The organism is Streptomyces sp. NRRL S-646, assembly GCF_000720765.1.
Lineage (GTDB): Bacteria > Actinomycetota > Actinomycetes > Streptomycetales > Streptomycetaceae > Streptomyces.
In genome coordinates this window covers 36,909-51,583 of record NZ_JODC01000027.1, presented here as the reverse complement: position 1 = coordinate 51,583, position 14,675 = coordinate 36,909, and the positions used below count along the sequence as shown (strand labels likewise).

The following is a 14,675-nucleotide window of genomic DNA, read 5'->3' as shown; positions in this document are numbered from 1 at the left end:
GCTGCCGGACCGGCGCGGAATCAGCCGACTGCTGTCACCAGCACCGCCACCGTCGGGTGATCGGGCAGTGACTCGGTGACCGCCGCGCGGACCTGCCGGGCCACGTCCGAGGCTCGGTGGCTCGCGCTCACCGCGAGTTCCACGCGGGCGTGGCGGTGCGGGAGGCTGCCCTCCTCCTGGAGGGTCGTGATGTGCACCGCCGCTCGGCCCAGGCCGCCCGTCAGATGGGTGACGCCCGGGACCATCAGGGCTGCGGTCGCCGCGCGCAGTTCGTCCGCGTCGTCGGGCTCCGCGGCGGGCGGCGGTGCCGGTGCTCGTACCGGGGCGGGTTCCGGGTCCTCGTCCAGCAGGGCCGTGACCCGCAGGTCGACCTCGGCCACCGCCAGGCCCAGGAGTTCTGTCGCCGCGGCTTCCAACGTCGTACGCACCAGGGCCGCCGTCGTCGGCAGCGGCTCGGACGCCGTCGCGGCGAAGTCCGCCGTCACGCGCAGCGGTCCGGGCGGCAGGGCGCTCGGCGGCGGCGGTACGGCGGGGTCGTGAGCGGTGTCCGGGTCGGCGAGTGCGATGCGGAGCGCGTCCAGCCGTACCCCGCGCAGTTCCCCGGCCGTGCGCCGGAGCACCGCCTCGGCCGCCTCCTCCGAGATCCATGAGCCGTCGTGCGGCCCGCCCAGGGGCAGGAGCCTGCCGAGGCCCAACTGATGCCGTACTGCCTGTGCCCACCGTTCCGTCGTCATTCCTCCAGCCTGCCGCATCCCCGGCGCGCGGCGGCGCAACCCCGCTTACCGTGGTCGTAGGACGACGAACCGAAAGGGACGTGCGGCGATGACCGACATGACGGAGCAGAACCGGACGGGGAACCCCCAAGGAACGAGCGAGGCGACGGACCCCCCGACGATGCGCAAGGCCCAGCCGACGCGGCGCGGCGGAGGAGACCCCGCCACCCGGGGGCGGACGACGATTGCCGACGGGGTCGTGGAGAAGATCGCCGGGCTGGCCGCCCGGGACGTGGTCGGCGTACACGCCCTGGGCAGCGGGCTCAGCCGCACCTTCGGAGCCGTGCGCGATCGGGTACCCGGAGGGTCGAAGTCCGTGACGCGGGGTGTGAAGGTCGAGGTCGGCGAGGTGCAGACGGCGCTCGACCTGGAGATCGTGGTCGAGTACGGCGTCTCGATCTCCGATGTCGCCCACGCCGTGCGCGAGAACGTGATCGCGGCGGTGGAACGAATGGCGGGCCTCGAGGTCGTCGAGGTCAACATCGCCGTGAGCGATGTGAAGCTGCCGGAGGAAGAGGACGAGGAGCCGGAGACCCGGCTCCAGTGACCCGCCGGCGACCGGACAACCGCACCACCGAACCGGACAACCGCACCACTGAGGGGAGCGCACGATGAGCAGGGCCATGGTCGGCATGATCGCCGGAATGGCGCTGGGCTTCGCCGGATACTTCGGCGGCTTCGGCGCCTTCGTGCTGGTGGCCGCCCTGGGCGCCATCGGGTTCGTCGTCGGCCGGTTCCTGGAGGGGGATCTGGAGATCGGCGACTTCTTCCGTACGCGTGACGACCGTCGGCGGTGAGCACGGTGAGCACGGTGAGCGACGGTGTCGGTGAGCTGCGCAGACCCACGGCCACCGTCGCGCCGGGCGAGCGCGGGGCCACCAGGATCGCCGACCGGGTGGTCTCGAAGATCGCCGCCCAGGCGGCCAGGGAGACCCTCAGTGACCAGTCCGAGGACACCTCACCCCCGCACGCCACCGTCGTCGTCCGCTCCCACTCTCGGCTTCCCTCGAGCGGGGGGACCCCCATCGCGGCAGCCCACGTCCGCATCCACATCGAGCTCGACTACCCCTGCGACATCGGTGCCCGATGCGCGGATGTGCGTCGACATGTCGCTTCGCGGGTAGGCGCGTTGGTGGGCATGGAGGTGCCGGAGGTGGCCGTTCACGTGGAGCGGCTGCATCTGACCCCGGCACACGGCGTGGCACAGGGGAGGACGCGATGAGCGAGCCCCAGGGCTCCGAGGGCACCACACAACGACTACCGGTCATCGAGAAGGCACCCGATGACGCACCGGCATACGGGCCTGAGCCGTCCGGCCACGACGGTGATCAGGGCCGCTTCTGGTCGGCGCGCCGGATCCCCGCGGGCATCGTGGCGGTACTGGTCCTGGCGGTCGCCGGCCTGTTCCTGTACGACATCGCGGCCGTACGGGCGCACCGGCCCGCGATGGCCTGGCGCCGCGAACTCGCCCGCCGGCTCGCCGAGCGCCCCCTCGACGACACCTGGGTGCTCGTCGGCGCCGGGGTCGCCGCCGTCCTCGGCCTCTGGCTGGTCGTGCTGGCGGTCACCCCCGGTCTGCGCGGGGTCCTGCCGATGCGGCGCACCCACGCCGACGTCCGCGCCGGACTGCACCGCGAGGCGGCGGCCTTCGTGCTGCGCGACCGCGCCATGGAGGTCGCCGGCGTCCAGTCGGTACGGGTCCGGATGCGCCGCGCCCGTGCCGACGTGTACGCCGTCTCGCACTTCCGCGAACTGGGCGACGTACGCGCCGACCTGAACGCCACGCTCGACGACGCGATCAGGGGCCTGGGGCTCACCCACCCGCCCGCGCTGTCGGTGCACGTACGGCGTCCCGGACGGAAGGGGTGAGGGCGATGCTCAGGATCGTCAACCGGGTACTTATCGGGATCGTCGGACTCGCCCTGCTCCTGCTGGGCGGCTCGGTCCTGGCCGTCGGGCTCGGCGCTCCGCCCCCGTCCTGGTGGATCCACGACGGCCGGCACGACGTCCTGCTCAGCGACGCCGAACGCACCCGCTGGCAGGGCTCCGGCTGGTGGTGGCCCACCGTCATCGCCGTACTGGCCGTCCTGGTCCTGCTCGCCCTGTGGTGGCTGACCGCGGTCCTGCGCCGACGCCGCCTCGCCGAGGTCCTGGTGGACACCGGTGACGGCGAGGGCGCGCTGCTGCGGGGCCGGGCCCTGGAAGGCGTACTGGCGAGCGAGGCGGGCGAGTTGGAGGGAGTGGCGCATGCCCGTGCCCATCTGACCGGCCGCCGTACCGCCCCCGAGGCGCGCGTGCAACTCCTCCTGGAACCGCACGTGGACCCGGGAACGGCCCTGCACGAGCTCACGACCCGGGCCCTGATGCACGCACGCAATTCCGCGGGTCTCGCCGCATTTCCCGCCGAGGTGCGGATGAAGGGCGTCAAGCACCGTGCGGAGAGGGTCAGTTGACCTTCAGAATCCGTGCCGCATTCCGCCGTCGACGGGGATCATGATCCCGGTCAGATAGGAAGCGGCGGGGGACAACAGGAAAGCCGCCGTCCGCCCGAACTCCTCCGGTGTGCCGTAACGCCGCAGTGGAATACGGGATTCGTTCGCGGTACGCGTGGCTTCGGGATCGGCGGACAGTCCGTCCAATTCGCGGACCCGGTCCGTGTCGATACGGGAGGGCAGCAGACCCACGACCCGGATTCCCCGGGGCCCCAACTCGTCGGCGAGGGACTTGGCGAATCCGGCCAGCCCGGGGCGCAGCCCGTTGGAAATGGTGAGCGCGGGAATCGGCTCGTACACCGAGGCCGACAGCACGAACCCGATGACACCGCCCTCCTCCAACTGCATGGCGGCCTCCCGGGCAAGCCGCACGGCCCCCAGGAAGACGGACTCGAACGCCGTACGCCACTGGTCGTCCGTGTTGTCCGCCAGGAACCCGGCCGGAGGCCCGCCCACGCTGATGAGGATGCCGTCGAAACCGCCGAACCTCTCCCGGGCCGCCGCGATCAGCCGCGCCGGGGCCTCGGGGTCGGCGTTGTCGACGGCCACCCCGTGGGCATCGGGCCCCAGCTCGGCCGCCGCGTCGGCGACCCGCTTCTCGTCCCGCCCCGTCACGACCACCTTCGCGCCGTCCGCGACGAGCTCACGCGCGGAGGCATTGCCGAGGCCCCGCGTGGCCCCCGTGACGACGTACACCCGGTCCTTCAGTCCAAGATCCATGGCCCCTATCCTGCCTCGTCGTCCCCGAACAGGGCGAGGGCGGTGTTCACCAGACCGACGTGGCTGAAGGCCTGCGGGAAGTTGCCGAGCTGGCGGCCGGCCACGGGGTCGTACTCCTCGGCCAGCAGACCCACGTCGTTGGTGAGCCCCACCAGCCGTTCGAACAGCTCCCGTGCCTCCTTCTTGCGGCCCGTCATGTGCAGTGCGTCCGCGAGCCAGAACGAGCACACCAGGAACGTGCCCTCGTCGCCGGGCAGCCCGTCGACCGTCGTCTCGTCGGTGCTGTAGCGGCGCAGGAAGCCGTCGTGGCCCAGCTCCTCGCGGATCGCGTCGACGGTGCCGATCACGCGCGGGTCGTCGGGCGGAAGGAAGCCCACGCGCGGGATGAGCAGGAGCGCGGCGTCGAGTTCGCGGGACCCGTAGGACTGTGTGAACGTGTTCCGCTCGGTGTCGAAGCCCTTCTCGCACACCTCGCGGTGCACCTCGTCGCGCAGCGCGCGCCAGCCGTCCACGTCGCCGCGCAGCTTCGGGTTCTCCTCCAGCGTGCGCACGGCACGGTCGGCGGCCACCCACACCATGACCTTGGAGTGGACGAACTGGCGGCGGCCGCCGCGCACCTCCCACAGCCCCTCGTCGGGCTGTCGCCACTGTGCCTGCAGCCAGTCCATCAGGGTGGCCTGGATCGCCCACGTGTGCGGCTTGGCGGACAGGCCCGAACTCCGGGCCAGCGACAGCGAGTCCAGGACCTCGCCGTACACGTCCAGCTGCAGCTGGTTCACGGCCTCGTTGCCGATCCGCACGGGCGTCGAGTCCGCGAAGCCGGACAGCCACGACAGCTCGAACTCGGGCAGCCGCCGCTCGCCCGCGAGGCCGTACATGATCTGCAGGTCGGCCGGGTCGCCCGCGACCGCGCGCAGCAGCCAGTTCCGCCACGCCTCGGCCTCCTCGTGGTAGCCGCACGCCAGGAGCGCGCCGAGGGTGAGGGTGGAGTCGCGCAGCCAGCAGTAGCGGTAGTCCCAGTTCCGCACCCCGCCGAGCTCCTCGGGCAGTGAGGTGGTGGGGGCGGCGACGATGCCGCCGGTCGGGGCGTAGGTGAGGGCCTTGAGAGTGAGCAGGGAGCGCAGCACGGCGTCGCGGTGGGGACCGTCGTAGCGGCATGCGGCGGACCACTTCTGCCAGTCCTTCACGCTGGTGTGCAGCGCCTTGTACGGGTCGATCTGGGGCGGACGCGGGTGGTGCGAGGGGTGCCAGGTGAGGACGAACGCGACCTTCTCGCCCTTCTTCAGGGTGAACTCCGAGTGTGTGCCGTAGTCCTCGCCCCAGGTGTGCACCGGGGGTTCGGTGCGCAGCCACACCGAGTCCGGGCCGGCGATCGCCACCCGGTGGCTGTTGGTTTTGCGCATCCACGGCACGATCGAGCCGTAGTCGAAGCGCAGCCGCAGCGTGCTGCGGACGGTCACCTTGCCGTGCAGGCCCTCGACGACGCGTACGAGGTCGGGGGCGTGGTCGCGCTGCGGCATCAGGTCGGTGACGCGCACCGCCCCCTCGGCGGTCTCCCACTCGGTGTCCAGGACGAGGGTGCCGGGGCGGTAGGCGCGGCGGGTGCAGTGGCCCTTGGCGCCCTTGGGTGCGATGCGCCAGTGGCCGTTCTCCTTGTCGCCGAGCAGCTTGGCGAAGCAGGCAGGCGAGTCGAAGCGGGGCAGGCACAGCCAGTCGACCGAGCCGTCCCGGCCGACCAGGGCCGCGGTCTGTTCGTCGCCGATGAGGGCGTAGTCCTCGATACGGGGATGCACGGAGTTGCGGGTTCCCACAAGGGCCGCAGGGCAATCCGGGGTGGGGCCGGGGGAGTGACCGGCGCGTGGCTACACCGCTGCGGGTTCCGCTTCCTGCGCCTGTTCCTTGGCGGCCGCTTCCTCCCGGTCACGGCGCTCGCGTCGTACGAGCACCCACCAACCCACCGGGACACCGGCGGCGAACAGCCACCACTGGATCATGTACGCGTAGTTCAGCGGGGCGTCCTCGCTGCCGGGGTCGGAGATCTGTTCGGGGCTGTTGCCCTTCGCCTCCGGCGCCGTCTGCTCGATGTAACCGCCGAGGACCGTGGCCCCGAGCCGCCGGGCCTGCTCCTCGCTGTTGATCAGCATGACCTGCCGGTCCGGCAGCCCCTTGATCTCCTTGATGCCGCTCGCCGCGGTCGTCTCGTCGGCCTTCAGCCGCCCCTTGATGGTGACCTTGCCGGCGGGCGGCGCGGGGATCTTCGGGAAGGTGGTCTGTGCCCCGTTCGCCGGGATCCAGCCGCGGTTGACCAGCACCACCTTGCCGTCCGTCAGGACGAACGGGGTCAGGACATGGAAGCCGACCTCGTCGTCGGAGTTGGTGCGGCGCCTGACGACTTCCTCGCGGGCGGTGTCGAAGGTGCCCGTCGCGGTGACGGTGCGGTATTTGTCGGTGCTGGTGACCGCGTGTCCGGGGGAGGTGAGCTGCTCCACGGGGACCGGCTTCGCGTGCAGCGCCGCGGAGACCAGGTCGTTGCGGGCGGTGCGCATCTCGTAGCGGTGCTTCTGCCAGATGCCCAGCCTGATCATCGTGGGGATCAGGAGGAGGGCGATCAGGGTGAGGATCACCCACTGCCGGGACAACAGGAAGCGGTACACCCCACGACCGTACAACTCGGTCGTGGGGCGCATACGGGCGGGTAGCGGGTTACACCTTGTCGACGATGCCCACCTTGCCCTCCTCGCGGGCGCAGTGCGCTCCGCAGAACCACTGGCCGTCGACCTCGACTCCCTGCCCGATGATCGACACACGGCAGTGCTCGCACACGGGTGCCATGCGGTGGATCGCGCAGGAGAAGCAGTCGAAGACGTGCACCGCTCCCTGCGCATGCACCTCGAAGGTCATTCCGTAGTCATTGCCACATACTTCACAGGTCGCCATGCGCCACAGGGTGAGCCGTCGCCGCCGCGCGGGCGAGCGGGCGGCGGGCGAGTCGCGTGGCAATCACCCGTCCGTACGGGTCATCCGTCGGCGGGCTCCACATCCCTGAGCAGCTGTCCGAACGCCGCCTCGTCCACCACCGGAGTCCCGTACTGCCGGGCCTTGACCACCTTCGACGTACCCGAGTCAGGGTCGTTCGTGACGAGCAGGCTGGTCAGCCGGGACAGGCTCGTCGCGACATGCAGCCCCGCCTCGACCGCGCGGTCCTCCAGCAGCTCCCGCTCCACGGAGGTGTCCCCGGAGAAGGCGATCCGCATGCCCTGCTTGAGTGGTTTGCCGTCTTCATAGCGACCCGGGTTGGGATATGGGCATACGGGCCTTTTGCGGGAGGGGCGCCAACTGCTCGGCCGATAGCTGCCGTAGCCCCCGCTCTGCTGTCCGATCCGGGGCGCGGGCCGGTCCGCCCACTCCGTCAGCGGCCGGCACTCGTGCAGCGGCAGCCGTACGCCCCCGGCCGCCGCGGCCACGAGGCTCGGCCGGAACGCCTCCGCCAGCACGCGCGCGTCGTCCAGCGCGTGGTGCGCGCGCTGCTGCACGACGCCGAAGTGGGCGGCCAGCGACTCCAGCTTGTGGTTGGGCAGCGGCAGGCCCAGCTCCTTGGAGAGCGCGATGGTGCACAGCCGCTGCCGCACCGGCGCCTCGCGCTCCGCGCGCGCGTACTCCCGCGCGATCATCTGCCAGTCGAAGACCGCGTTGTGCGCGACGAGCACCCGGCCCTCCAACCGGGTCGCGAACTCCTCGGCGATGTCCTGGAAGAGGGGCGCACCCTCGAGCGCCTCGCTCGTCAGGCCGTGGATCCACACCGGCCCCGGATCCCGCTCCGGGTTGACCGTCGTGTACCAGTGGTCCTGGACCTCGCCGCGCGCGTCCAGCCGGTAGACGGCCGCGGAGATTATCCGGTCGTCCCGGGCCAGGCCGGTGGTCTCCACGTCAACGACCGCGTATCCCTGCGGATACGCGGCCGGCCACGCTGTGGGGGAGGACGCTGCGGTCGGAAGGTCTTCGAGCATGGTCCCTGAGGATACGGGCCGGCACTGACAGTCCTGTCCGTCAGGTGGCCTTCCGCGCCGCTCTGTTCGAGTGCCGCGAATGGCGCGAATGTCTGTGCCCCCGGCTATGGACCTTTTCGGCAGCCGGTGCAAGCGTGCTGCCCGCCCGGCGTGTGACGGCCGACGGAAGGGCGGTACGGCTATGGCACGCGTACGGTACGGGGCACGGACCGAGGCGGAGATCGCCGCCGCGCGCACAGCGGCCGCGAGGCTTCCCGACATCTGGTCCACCGGTGTGGTGGCCCAGTGGGAGACCGACCCGGACGCGCTCGCCGCGGTGCTGCCGCCGCCCCTGAAACCCACGGGCCGGCCCCTGGTCCGGGTGAACATCAGCAGGGTCGACCTGTCCGGACACCCGCTCGGCGCGGGCTCGTTCGCGGTGGCCGCCTCGCACGCGGGCGTCGACGGCTGGTACCCGCTCGTCATGCCGATGACCCACGAGCGGGCCCTCACCGGCGGCCGTGAGGTCTTCGGGGAGCCCAAGAAGCTGGGCGAGGTGACGGTCGAGCGCGACGGCCTCGTCGTCCATGCCTCCCTCGCCCGGCACGGCATCGCCTTCGTCGAGGTGCGCGGCGCGGTGAGCGGCCGGCTGCCGCTGCCGGAGCGGAGCCGGAAGACCGACTTCTACTTCAAGTTCCTTCCCGCGGTGGACGGTTCGGGCTTCGACGTCGATCCGGTGCTGGTCCACTGCCTGCGCAACGAGAAGGTGCGCCGGCTGGAGCGGGTCACCGGGGAGGTCGTCCTGCGCGAGTCCATGTACGACCCGGTGGCCGACCTCCCGGTCCTCCGGCTCGTCGACATCACCATCGGTGAGAAGACCAGCGACCAGCGCGGCAAGGTCGTCGAACGGGTCAGCCCGGAAGCCCTGTTGCCGTACATCCACCAGCGCTACGACGATCCGGGGCAGATCCTCGACGCGCCTCCACAGGGGCGGGTGTAATGGAACTCCGGGCCGGACAGGTCGCCGTCGTCACCGGGGCGGCTGGGGGCACCGCCCACGCCCTTCAGGCAGTGGGGGAGGGATCGGGCTCGCCATGGCCCGGCGGTTCGCGGGCGAGGGCCTGAAGGTGGTCCTCGCCGACGTCGAGGAGAGCGCCCTGGAGAAGGCGGCCGCGGACCTGCGCGCCGAGGGTGCCGACGTGCACGCGCGCGTGGTCGACGTCGGCGAGCGTCAGGAGGTCCTGGACCTCGCCGAGTCGGCGTACGAGACGTACGGCGCCGTGCATGTCCTGTGCAACAACGCCGGGGTCGGCTCCGGTGCCGAGGGCCGCATGTGGGAGCACGAACCGAACGACTGGAAGTGGGCGTTCGCCGTCAATGTGTGGGGCGTCTTCCATGGCGTCCAGGCGTTCCTGCCACGGATGATCAAGTCGGGTCAACCCGGTCATGTCGTCAACACGTCCTCCTGCGACGGCGGCATCGCCCCGCTGCCCACCGCCTCCGTGTACGCCGTCACCAAGACCGCCGTCGTCACGATGACCGAGTCCCTGTACGCCCACCTCAGGGCGGAGCACGCGCGCGTGGGCGCGTCCGTGCTCTTCCCCGGGCCGCACATGCTGCGCACCGGCCTGTGGGAGTCGCACCGCAACAGGCCCGAGCGGTACGCGAAGGAGCGGCCGCGCAGGACGCCGTACCGCAGCCTCGGCCAGTGGGAGGCGGCGATGCGCGCGGCGGGCCGGGAGGTGTGGTTCACGCCCGTGGAGGAGGTCGCGGAGCTCGTCGTGGACGGCATCCGCGCGGACCGCTTCTGGCTGCTGCCGGCGAGCGAGCACAGCGACGCCCAGATCCGCGCGCGTGCCGAGTCGATGCTCCACCGCGCGACTACCCGCACGACGAGGGGACCTACCCGTACTCCAGGGAGGGCCTGCGCGCCGCCTACGCGGGCGTGCCGCGCGACGAGGTCGCCGCCATGGTCGGGGGCAACGCGGCGCGCGTGCACGGCTTCGACCTGGATCTGCGGGACCCGATCGCGGCGAAGGTGGGGCCGACGGTGGCGGAGCCGGCGCAGCCGCTGACCGAACCGCCGGCGGACGCGACGAGCCCGGCGTTCGCCCGGGGAGCGTCGGTACGGGTGTGGTGACGCCCGCAGTGGGATCCTCCCGATGTGATGGAACCAACGCATGCCGGCGAGGCCCACGGGGGCTCACTGGGCGAGCGGCTGAACTGGCTGCGCGCGGCCGTGCTGGGCGCGAACGACGGCATCGTCTCCACCGCGGGTCTCGTCGTCGGTGTGGCCGGCGCGACGGACCACCGCTCGGCCCTGCTCACCGCCGGGCTGGCGGGTCTGCTGGCCGGGTCGATGTCGATGGCCGCCGGGGAGTACGTGTCCGTCTCCACCCAGCGGGACTCCGAGATGGCCGCGCTCGCCCTGGAACGGCGCGAGTTGCGCGAACAGCCCGAGGCCGAACTGGAGGAACTCACCGGGCTGCTCCAGGAGCGGGGCATGTCCCACGAGGTGGCCAGGGAGGCGGCCGAGCAGCTGACCGAACGGGACGCACTCAGGGCGCACGCGCGTGTGGAGCTCGGCATCGACCCCGACGAGCTGACCAATCCCTGGCATGCGGCGTGGGCGAGCTTCCTCGCGTTCACCGTCGGCGCGCTGCTGCCGCTGCTGGCGATCGTGCTGCCGCCCGCGGACTGGCGGCTCCCGGTCACCGTGGTCTCCGTACTGGGCGCCCTCGCCCTCACCGGCTGGACCAGCGCACGCCTCGGTGGCGCCCGGCTCGGGCAGGCCGTGCTGCGCAACGTCGCGGGCGGGGCCCTGGCCATGGGGGTCACCTACGCGGCGGGGGCGCTGCTGGGGGCGGCCGGGGTCTGAGCAGCTCGGGAGAATTCCGCTGCCCGCGGCGGAGCCGCAGGTAGACACAGCGGCAGCGCCCTGAAGGGGCGCGCGCACAGCAATGCGGAGCGCTCAGGTCCCGGTTCCTGCTGGTCCGCGGCGCCCTCGGCGAGCGGCGGGCGTCCGCGGCGGCGTACGGTGAAGTGCGCCCGACCACCCCCCGAGCGCACCCACGACACCGCACGAGAAGGACCCTCGCCATGCGCGCCACCACCATCCACGCCCCGTACGACATGCGTGTGGAGGACGTGCCCGAGCCCGTGGTGCAGCTGCCCACCGACGCCGTGGTGCTGGTGCTGCGCGCCTGCATCTGCGGCAGCGACCTGTGGGCGTACCGCGGCGAGGCGGCCCGGCAGCCGGGGCAGCGCATCGGGCACGAGTTCCTCGGTGTCGTGGAGGAGACCGGCAGCGAGGTCTCGAACATCCGGCGAGGTGACCTCGTCGTCGCGCCCTTCATGTGGTCCGACGGCGTGTGCGACTACTGCCGCGAGGGCCTCACCACCTCCTGCGAGCACGGCGGCTTCTGGGGCTCCGTCGGACACGACGGCGGCCAGGGCGAGGCCGTGCGCGTGCCGTTCGCCGACGGCACCCTCGTCCAGCTCCCCAAGGACGCCGCGTCCGACGACCACCTGCTGTCCGCCCTGCTGACCCTCTCCGACGTCCTCGGCACCGGCCACCACGCGGCCCTCGGCGCGGGCGCCCGCCCGGGAGCCACGGTCGCCGTCGTCGGCGACGGAGCCGTCGGCCTGTGCGCGGTGCTCGCCGCCAGGCGGCTGGGCGCGGAGCGCATCATCGCCCTGGGCCGCCACCAGGTCCGCACCGACATCGCGCGCCGCTTCGGCGCCACCGACGTCGTCGCCGAACGCGGCGACGCGGCCGTCGAGGCCGTACGCGAACTCACCCGCGGACAGGGCGCACACGCCGTCGTCGAAGCCGTCGGCACCGAACAGTCCATGCGTACGGCGGTCAACATCACCCGCGACGGCGGCGCGATCGGCTTCGTCGGCGTGCCGCACGGCAGCGGCACCGGAGTCGACCTCGGCGTCATGTTCGACCGGAACATCGCACTGCGCGGCGGTGTCGCACCGGTCCGCGCCTACATCCCGGAACTGCTGCCCGACGTCCTCGACGGCACCGTCGACGCCTCACCGGTCTTCGACCTGACGGTCGGTCTGGAGGGCGTCCCCGACGGCTACAAGGCGATGGACGAGCGCACGGCCCTCAAGGTGCTCGTCATCAACGACTGACCGTCACGACCAGCGGATCGGCAGCGGCAGCGCCGTCAGCAGCCCCGACACCAGGACCACCACGCCCAGGGCGGCGACCTCCATGCGCGCGGGGAAGCAGGCGGTCAGCGGGTCGGCGGCGCGACGCAGCCGGATCCGCGCCCACAGGGCGAGCAGGGCGACGGTGACCACGAGGATCACCTTGGCGAGCAGGGTGCGCCCGTACGCCGTCGTCGTCAGCTGGTCCAGGATCGTGTGCGACGGCATGCGGCGCAGCGAACTCCACACCCCGGTCGCGGTGATGGCGGCGAGCAGAACGGCCGCCACGCGCGCGTAGAGCCCCAACAGGGCCGCACCCGTCTCGCAGGGGCCCCACCGGCGCAGCGTCCGCAGCGTGTGCAGCAGGCTGCCCGTCCACAGCGTCGCGCACGTCAGGTGTAAGAACGTCAGCCCCGCCCCGAGCAGCGGGCTGTGTTCGGTCGTGGGATGGGCGCGCAGGGCCTCCGCAGCGATGATCGCGGCCAGCGGCCAGACCTGGGTGGCCGGGCGGCGCGAGAGGGCGCAGAGGCCGACCGCGAGAAAGGCGTTGACCTCGACCAGCGCGAGCTTGCCGTCCCGCGAGTCGTAGAGGCCGCCGACGTTGATGTCGGCAAGGCTGTGCGGCACCAGGTTGCCGGTGGACACGACCGAGGCGAGACCCAGTGCGGCGACGAAACCGGCGGCGGCCGCGTACGGTACCCAGCTTCGGGGCGCGGCTTCCGGAGCGCCGGGCAGCGAACGGGCCAGACGCTTCACGAACAACTCGCCCACCGGCACGCACACCGCGGCGAACAGCACTGCCCGCAGCAGCCCGATGCCGCCGACGCCGGGCGCGGCGGCCTCCCCCGTGCCGTGCAGCGCGGCGGACGGGCCGAGCAGCGGTATCAGCGCGGCCAGGCCCGGAAGGAGGAGTACGGCGACGGTTCGGCCGGCACCGGGGCGCCGTGCGGGCTCCCCGGCTTCGGCTTCCCCGGCCCTGGGTTTCGTCAAAGTCACCTCCCGATGGTTGCCAGCCGTCGCAGAACCGGGCAAGTGGAGTAAGACAAGTGGGGTACGGCATTCTGCGCATGGGTACGGTTTCGGGCGTCCCCTGACTCAGACCCAGCGCGCGGGATCCGTGCCCCAGGGCACCGGCGGACGCGCCCAGTCGGCCGGCCCGCCCGCGAAGGACACCGGCGGCAGGGCGTACCGCAGCCGCCCCAGCGAGCTCTCCGTCTCGGCGAGCCAGGGGCCGGGCCCGTCGTACGAGTCGTCGCCCGCAGCACCGGCCCCGATGCCGTTCACGAGCCAGTCGGCCGTCCGCGCCAACGCCAGCCGTACGAACCGGCTGCCGCCCTCGTACGACTGCTCGGTCAGCGCCCGCAGCACCGCTGCCGCCAGCAGATAGCCCGTCCCGTGGTCGAGTGCCTGCGCGGGCAGCGCACCCGGCTGCTCCGGGGAGCCCTCGACGGCGGCGATCCCCGAGGCCACCTGAACCAGGCTGTCGAAGCCCCGCCGCTCCCTCCACGGCCCGTAGGCGCCCCATGCCGACACCTGCGCCACGACCACGCCGGGACGCCGTTCCGCCAGCGCGTGCGGCGACAGCCCGAACCGGTCCAGGGCGCCCGGTCGGTAGCCCGTGACGACCACGTCCGCCGCTGCGAGCAGCTCCTCGAAGGTGCGCCGGTCGGCCGCCAGGTCCAGCGTCGCCGACCGCTTCCCGAAGCCCGTGTCGGCGTGCTGATCGGACAGCTCGGGCAGCTGCGGGGGGTCAACGCGCAGCACGTCCGCGCCCAGCAGGGCGAGCGTGCGGGTGGCGACCGGTCCGGCCAGGACCCGGGTCAGGTCGAGGACCCGCAGTCCGGCCGCCGGCAGCAGCGGGGACCCGTCCACGGGGGCGAGCACGCGCGCGTGCGAGGAGTCGAGCCGATCGCGCTCCACCAGAGGTCGCGCGGCCACCGCGGCGGCCTGTGCGTGCGCGGCCCACTCCTCGGGGCTCCGCAGTGCCACCGCCAGACCCCCGGCCGCGTACACCGCTTCCTCGACCTCCCGTGCGGACCGCTCGGCCAACGCGGCTTCGACGGCGGCCACGTCGTCCGGCGCGCCCAACGCTTCCAGCAGACGCGCCCGGTGGTGCGGATAGTTCGCGTGCGTCCGCACCCAGCCGTCCGCCGTCCGCCAGAACCGCGACAACGGGGCGAAGCCGACCGGCGCCCGCCCGTCGACCAGCAGATGCCGCTCACTGTGGAAGGCCGCGGCGACGGCGCCGTCGTCCACCCGCACCCCGGGCACCTTCGGGATCTCGCCCCGCCGTGCCCCCAGCTCGGCAGCGGCCAGCGCGCACGCTCCGACGCAGGCCCGCGCCAACTCCCGTACGGGAAGGCGCCCCTGGAGAGCGCCCTCCCGCACTACGGTCGACACCCGCGGGAGAAGGGCGGCATCGCCGCCCAGAGCGGACCATGCGAAGTTGATTGCAGTCATGACTGCACTATGCACTATTGACTGAATCAATATATGGACGGCGGCCCGGAGGTCGCGTCCTGTTTCTGCCCTGCTTCTTC

General features: G+C 72.4%; 16 protein-coding genes and 2 pseudogenes. 10 read left to right on the top strand and 8 right to left on the bottom strand.

The annotated features are described in order from the left end of the window. Positions 1-20 precede the first annotated feature (20 nt). Positions 21-734 (bottom strand): hypothetical protein, encoded by a 714-nt coding sequence (locus IH68_RS0143795; RefSeq protein WP_030947923.1) that lies wholly within the window; start codon positions 732-734, stop codon positions 21-23. An 88-nt stretch (positions 735-822) separates the two neighbouring features. Here IH68_RS0143795 and IH68_RS0143790 point away from each other — a divergent pair, with 88 nt between their 5' ends. The 5 genes from IH68_RS0143790 to amaP all read left to right on the top strand — a co-directional run bounded on the left by IH68_RS0143790 (position 823) and on the right by amaP (position 3,226). Then, on the top strand, positions 823-1,320 hold the full coding sequence (locus IH68_RS0143790; protein WP_030947921.1) for an Asp23/Gls24 family envelope stress response protein: 498 nt from the start codon (positions 823-825) through the stop codon (positions 1,318-1,320). A gap of 64 nt (positions 1,321-1,384) precedes the next feature. Beyond that, on the top strand, positions 1,385-1,570 hold the full coding sequence (locus tag IH68_RS0143785) for a hypothetical protein (RefSeq protein ID WP_030947919.1): 186 nt from the start codon (positions 1,385-1,387) through the stop codon (positions 1,568-1,570). A gap of 5 nt (positions 1,571-1,575) precedes the next feature. Beyond that, positions 1,576-1,995, top strand: coding sequence for an Asp23/Gls24 family envelope stress response protein (locus IH68_RS0143780; RefSeq protein ID WP_030947916.1), 420 nt, complete (start codon positions 1,576-1,578; stop codon positions 1,993-1,995). Further along, the gene (locus IH68_RS0143775) at positions 1,992-2,642 is read left to right on the top strand and encodes a DUF6286 domain-containing protein (protein WP_030947912.1); all 651 of its coding nucleotides are present in this window, start codon (positions 1,992-1,994) and stop codon (positions 2,640-2,642) included. The genes IH68_RS0143780 and IH68_RS0143775 overlap by 4 nt, the downstream gene beginning before the upstream one ends. Before the next feature lie 5 nt (positions 2,643-2,647). Continuing rightward, a complete protein-coding gene (amaP, locus tag IH68_RS0143770; RefSeq protein ID WP_030947909.1) occupies positions 2,648-3,226 on the top strand; it encodes an alkaline shock response membrane anchor protein AmaP in 579 nt (192 codons plus the stop codon). Positions 3,227-3,229: 3 nt separating this feature from the next. Here amaP and IH68_RS0143765 read toward each other — a convergent pair whose 3' ends face one another. The 5 genes from IH68_RS0143765 to IH68_RS0143745 all read right to left on the bottom strand — a co-directional run bounded on the left by IH68_RS0143765 (position 3,230) and on the right by IH68_RS0143745 (position 7,992). Next, positions 3,230-3,985, bottom strand: a complete 756-nt coding sequence (locus IH68_RS0143765) for an SDR family oxidoreductase (RefSeq protein ID WP_030947907.1) — start codon at positions 3,983-3,985, stop codon at positions 3,230-3,232. Positions 3,986-3,990: 5 nt separating this feature from the next. After that, positions 3,991-5,778, bottom strand: a complete 1,788-nt coding sequence (locus tag IH68_RS0143760; protein ID WP_030947904.1) for a glycoside hydrolase family 15 protein — start codon at positions 5,776-5,778, stop codon at positions 3,991-3,993. 69 nt (positions 5,779-5,847) lie between these two features. Continuing rightward, positions 5,848-6,639: an SURF1 family protein gene (locus IH68_RS0143755; RefSeq protein WP_030947902.1), complete on the bottom strand. Its 792-nt coding sequence runs from the start codon at positions 6,637-6,639 to the stop codon at positions 5,848-5,850. Between the two features lie 49 nt (positions 6,640-6,688). Further along, a complete protein-coding gene (locus IH68_RS0143750) occupies positions 6,689-6,922 on the bottom strand; it encodes a hypothetical protein (protein ID WP_078912882.1) in 234 nt (77 codons plus the stop codon). An 80-nt stretch (positions 6,923-7,002) separates the two neighbouring features. Beyond that, positions 7,003-7,992 (bottom strand): DEDDh family exonuclease, encoded by a 990-nt coding sequence (locus IH68_RS0143745; protein ID WP_030947895.1) that lies wholly within the window; start codon positions 7,990-7,992, stop codon positions 7,003-7,005. Between the two features lie 181 nt (positions 7,993-8,173). On the opposite strand from IH68_RS0143745, the gene IH68_RS0143740 reads away from it, so the two are divergent. The 5 genes and pseudogenes from IH68_RS0143740 to IH68_RS0143725 all read left to right on the top strand — a co-directional run bounded on the left by IH68_RS0143740 (position 8,174) and on the right by IH68_RS0143725 (position 12,117). Next, positions 8,174-8,971 carry an acetoacetate decarboxylase family protein gene (locus tag IH68_RS0143740; protein WP_030947891.1) on the top strand — a complete coding sequence of 266 codons (798 nt, stop codon included), beginning with the start codon at positions 8,174-8,176 and terminating at the stop codon, positions 8,969-8,971. After that, positions 8,971-9,851: pseudogene (locus IH68_RS50815) on the top strand (SDR family NAD(P)-dependent oxidoreductase); the annotation flags it as partial. The gene IH68_RS0143740 and the pseudogene IH68_RS50815, both read left to right, overlap by 1 nt. Beyond that, positions 9,851-10,111: pseudogene (locus IH68_RS58715) on the top strand (amidohydrolase); the annotation flags it as partial. The pseudogenes IH68_RS50815 and IH68_RS58715, both read left to right, overlap by 1 nt. A 24-nt stretch (positions 10,112-10,135) precedes the next feature. Then, positions 10,136-10,849, top strand: a complete 714-nt coding sequence (locus IH68_RS0143730; protein ID WP_030947888.1) for a VIT1/CCC1 transporter family protein — start codon at positions 10,136-10,138, stop codon at positions 10,847-10,849. 221 nt (positions 10,850-11,070) lie between these two features. Next, positions 11,071-12,117 carry a zinc-dependent alcohol dehydrogenase family protein gene (locus tag IH68_RS0143725; protein ID WP_030947886.1) on the top strand — a complete coding sequence of 349 codons (1,047 nt, stop codon included), beginning with the start codon at positions 11,071-11,073 and terminating at the stop codon, positions 12,115-12,117. Between the two features lie 3 nt (positions 12,118-12,120). On the opposite strand, the gene IH68_RS0143720 is transcribed toward IH68_RS0143725, so the two are convergent. Together IH68_RS0143720 and IH68_RS0143715 are read right to left on the bottom strand one after the other, a co-directional pair. Beyond that, positions 12,121-13,131 carry a CopD family protein gene (locus IH68_RS0143720; protein ID WP_030947885.1) on the bottom strand — a complete coding sequence of 337 codons (1,011 nt, stop codon included), beginning with the start codon at positions 13,129-13,131 and terminating at the stop codon, positions 12,121-12,123. 99 nt (positions 13,132-13,230) lie between these two features. After that, the gene (locus IH68_RS0143715) at positions 13,231-14,595 is read right to left on the bottom strand and encodes a CoA transferase (protein ID WP_030947884.1); all 1,365 of its coding nucleotides are present in this window, start codon (positions 14,593-14,595) and stop codon (positions 13,231-13,233) included. Between the last annotated feature and the right edge of the window lie 80 nt (positions 14,596-14,675).

Bases quoted from the DNA above. Each gene is read 5' to 3' on its own strand.
- IH68_RS0143745 (WP_030947895.1), bottom strand. From the start codon at position 7,992: ATGCTCGAAGACCTTCCGACCGCAGCGTCCTCCCCCACAGCGTGGCCG.
- IH68_RS0143715 (WP_030947884.1), bottom strand. From the start codon at position 14,595: ATGACTGCAATCAACTTCGCATGGTCCGCTCTGGGCGGCGATGCCGCC.
- IH68_RS0143790 (WP_030947921.1), top strand. From the start codon at position 823: ATGACCGACATGACGGAGCAGAACCGGACGGGGAACCCCCAAGGAACG.
- IH68_RS0143765 (WP_030947907.1), bottom strand. From the start codon at position 3,985: ATGGATCTTGGACTGAAGGACCGGGTGTACGTCGTCACGGGGGCCACG.
- amaP (WP_030947909.1), top strand. From the start codon at position 2,648: ATGCTCAGGATCGTCAACCGGGTACTTATCGGGATCGTCGGACTCGCC.
- IH68_RS0143725 (WP_030947886.1), top strand. From the start codon at position 11,071: ATGCGCGCCACCACCATCCACGCCCCGTACGACATGCGTGTGGAGGAC.
- IH68_RS0143795 (WP_030947923.1), bottom strand. From the start codon at position 734: ATGACGACGGAACGGTGGGCACAGGCAGTACGGCATCAGTTGGGCCTC.
- IH68_RS0143785 (WP_030947919.1), top strand. From the start codon at position 1,385: ATGAGCAGGGCCATGGTCGGCATGATCGCCGGAATGGCGCTGGGCTTC.
- IH68_RS0143740 (WP_030947891.1), top strand. From the start codon at position 8,174: ATGGCACGCGTACGGTACGGGGCACGGACCGAGGCGGAGATCGCCGCC.
- IH68_RS0143775 (WP_030947912.1), top strand. From the start codon at position 1,992: ATGAGCGAGCCCCAGGGCTCCGAGGGCACCACACAACGACTACCGGTC.
- IH68_RS0143750 (WP_078912882.1), bottom strand. From the start codon at position 6,922: ATGGCGACCTGTGAAGTATGTGGCAATGACTACGGAATGACCTTCGAG.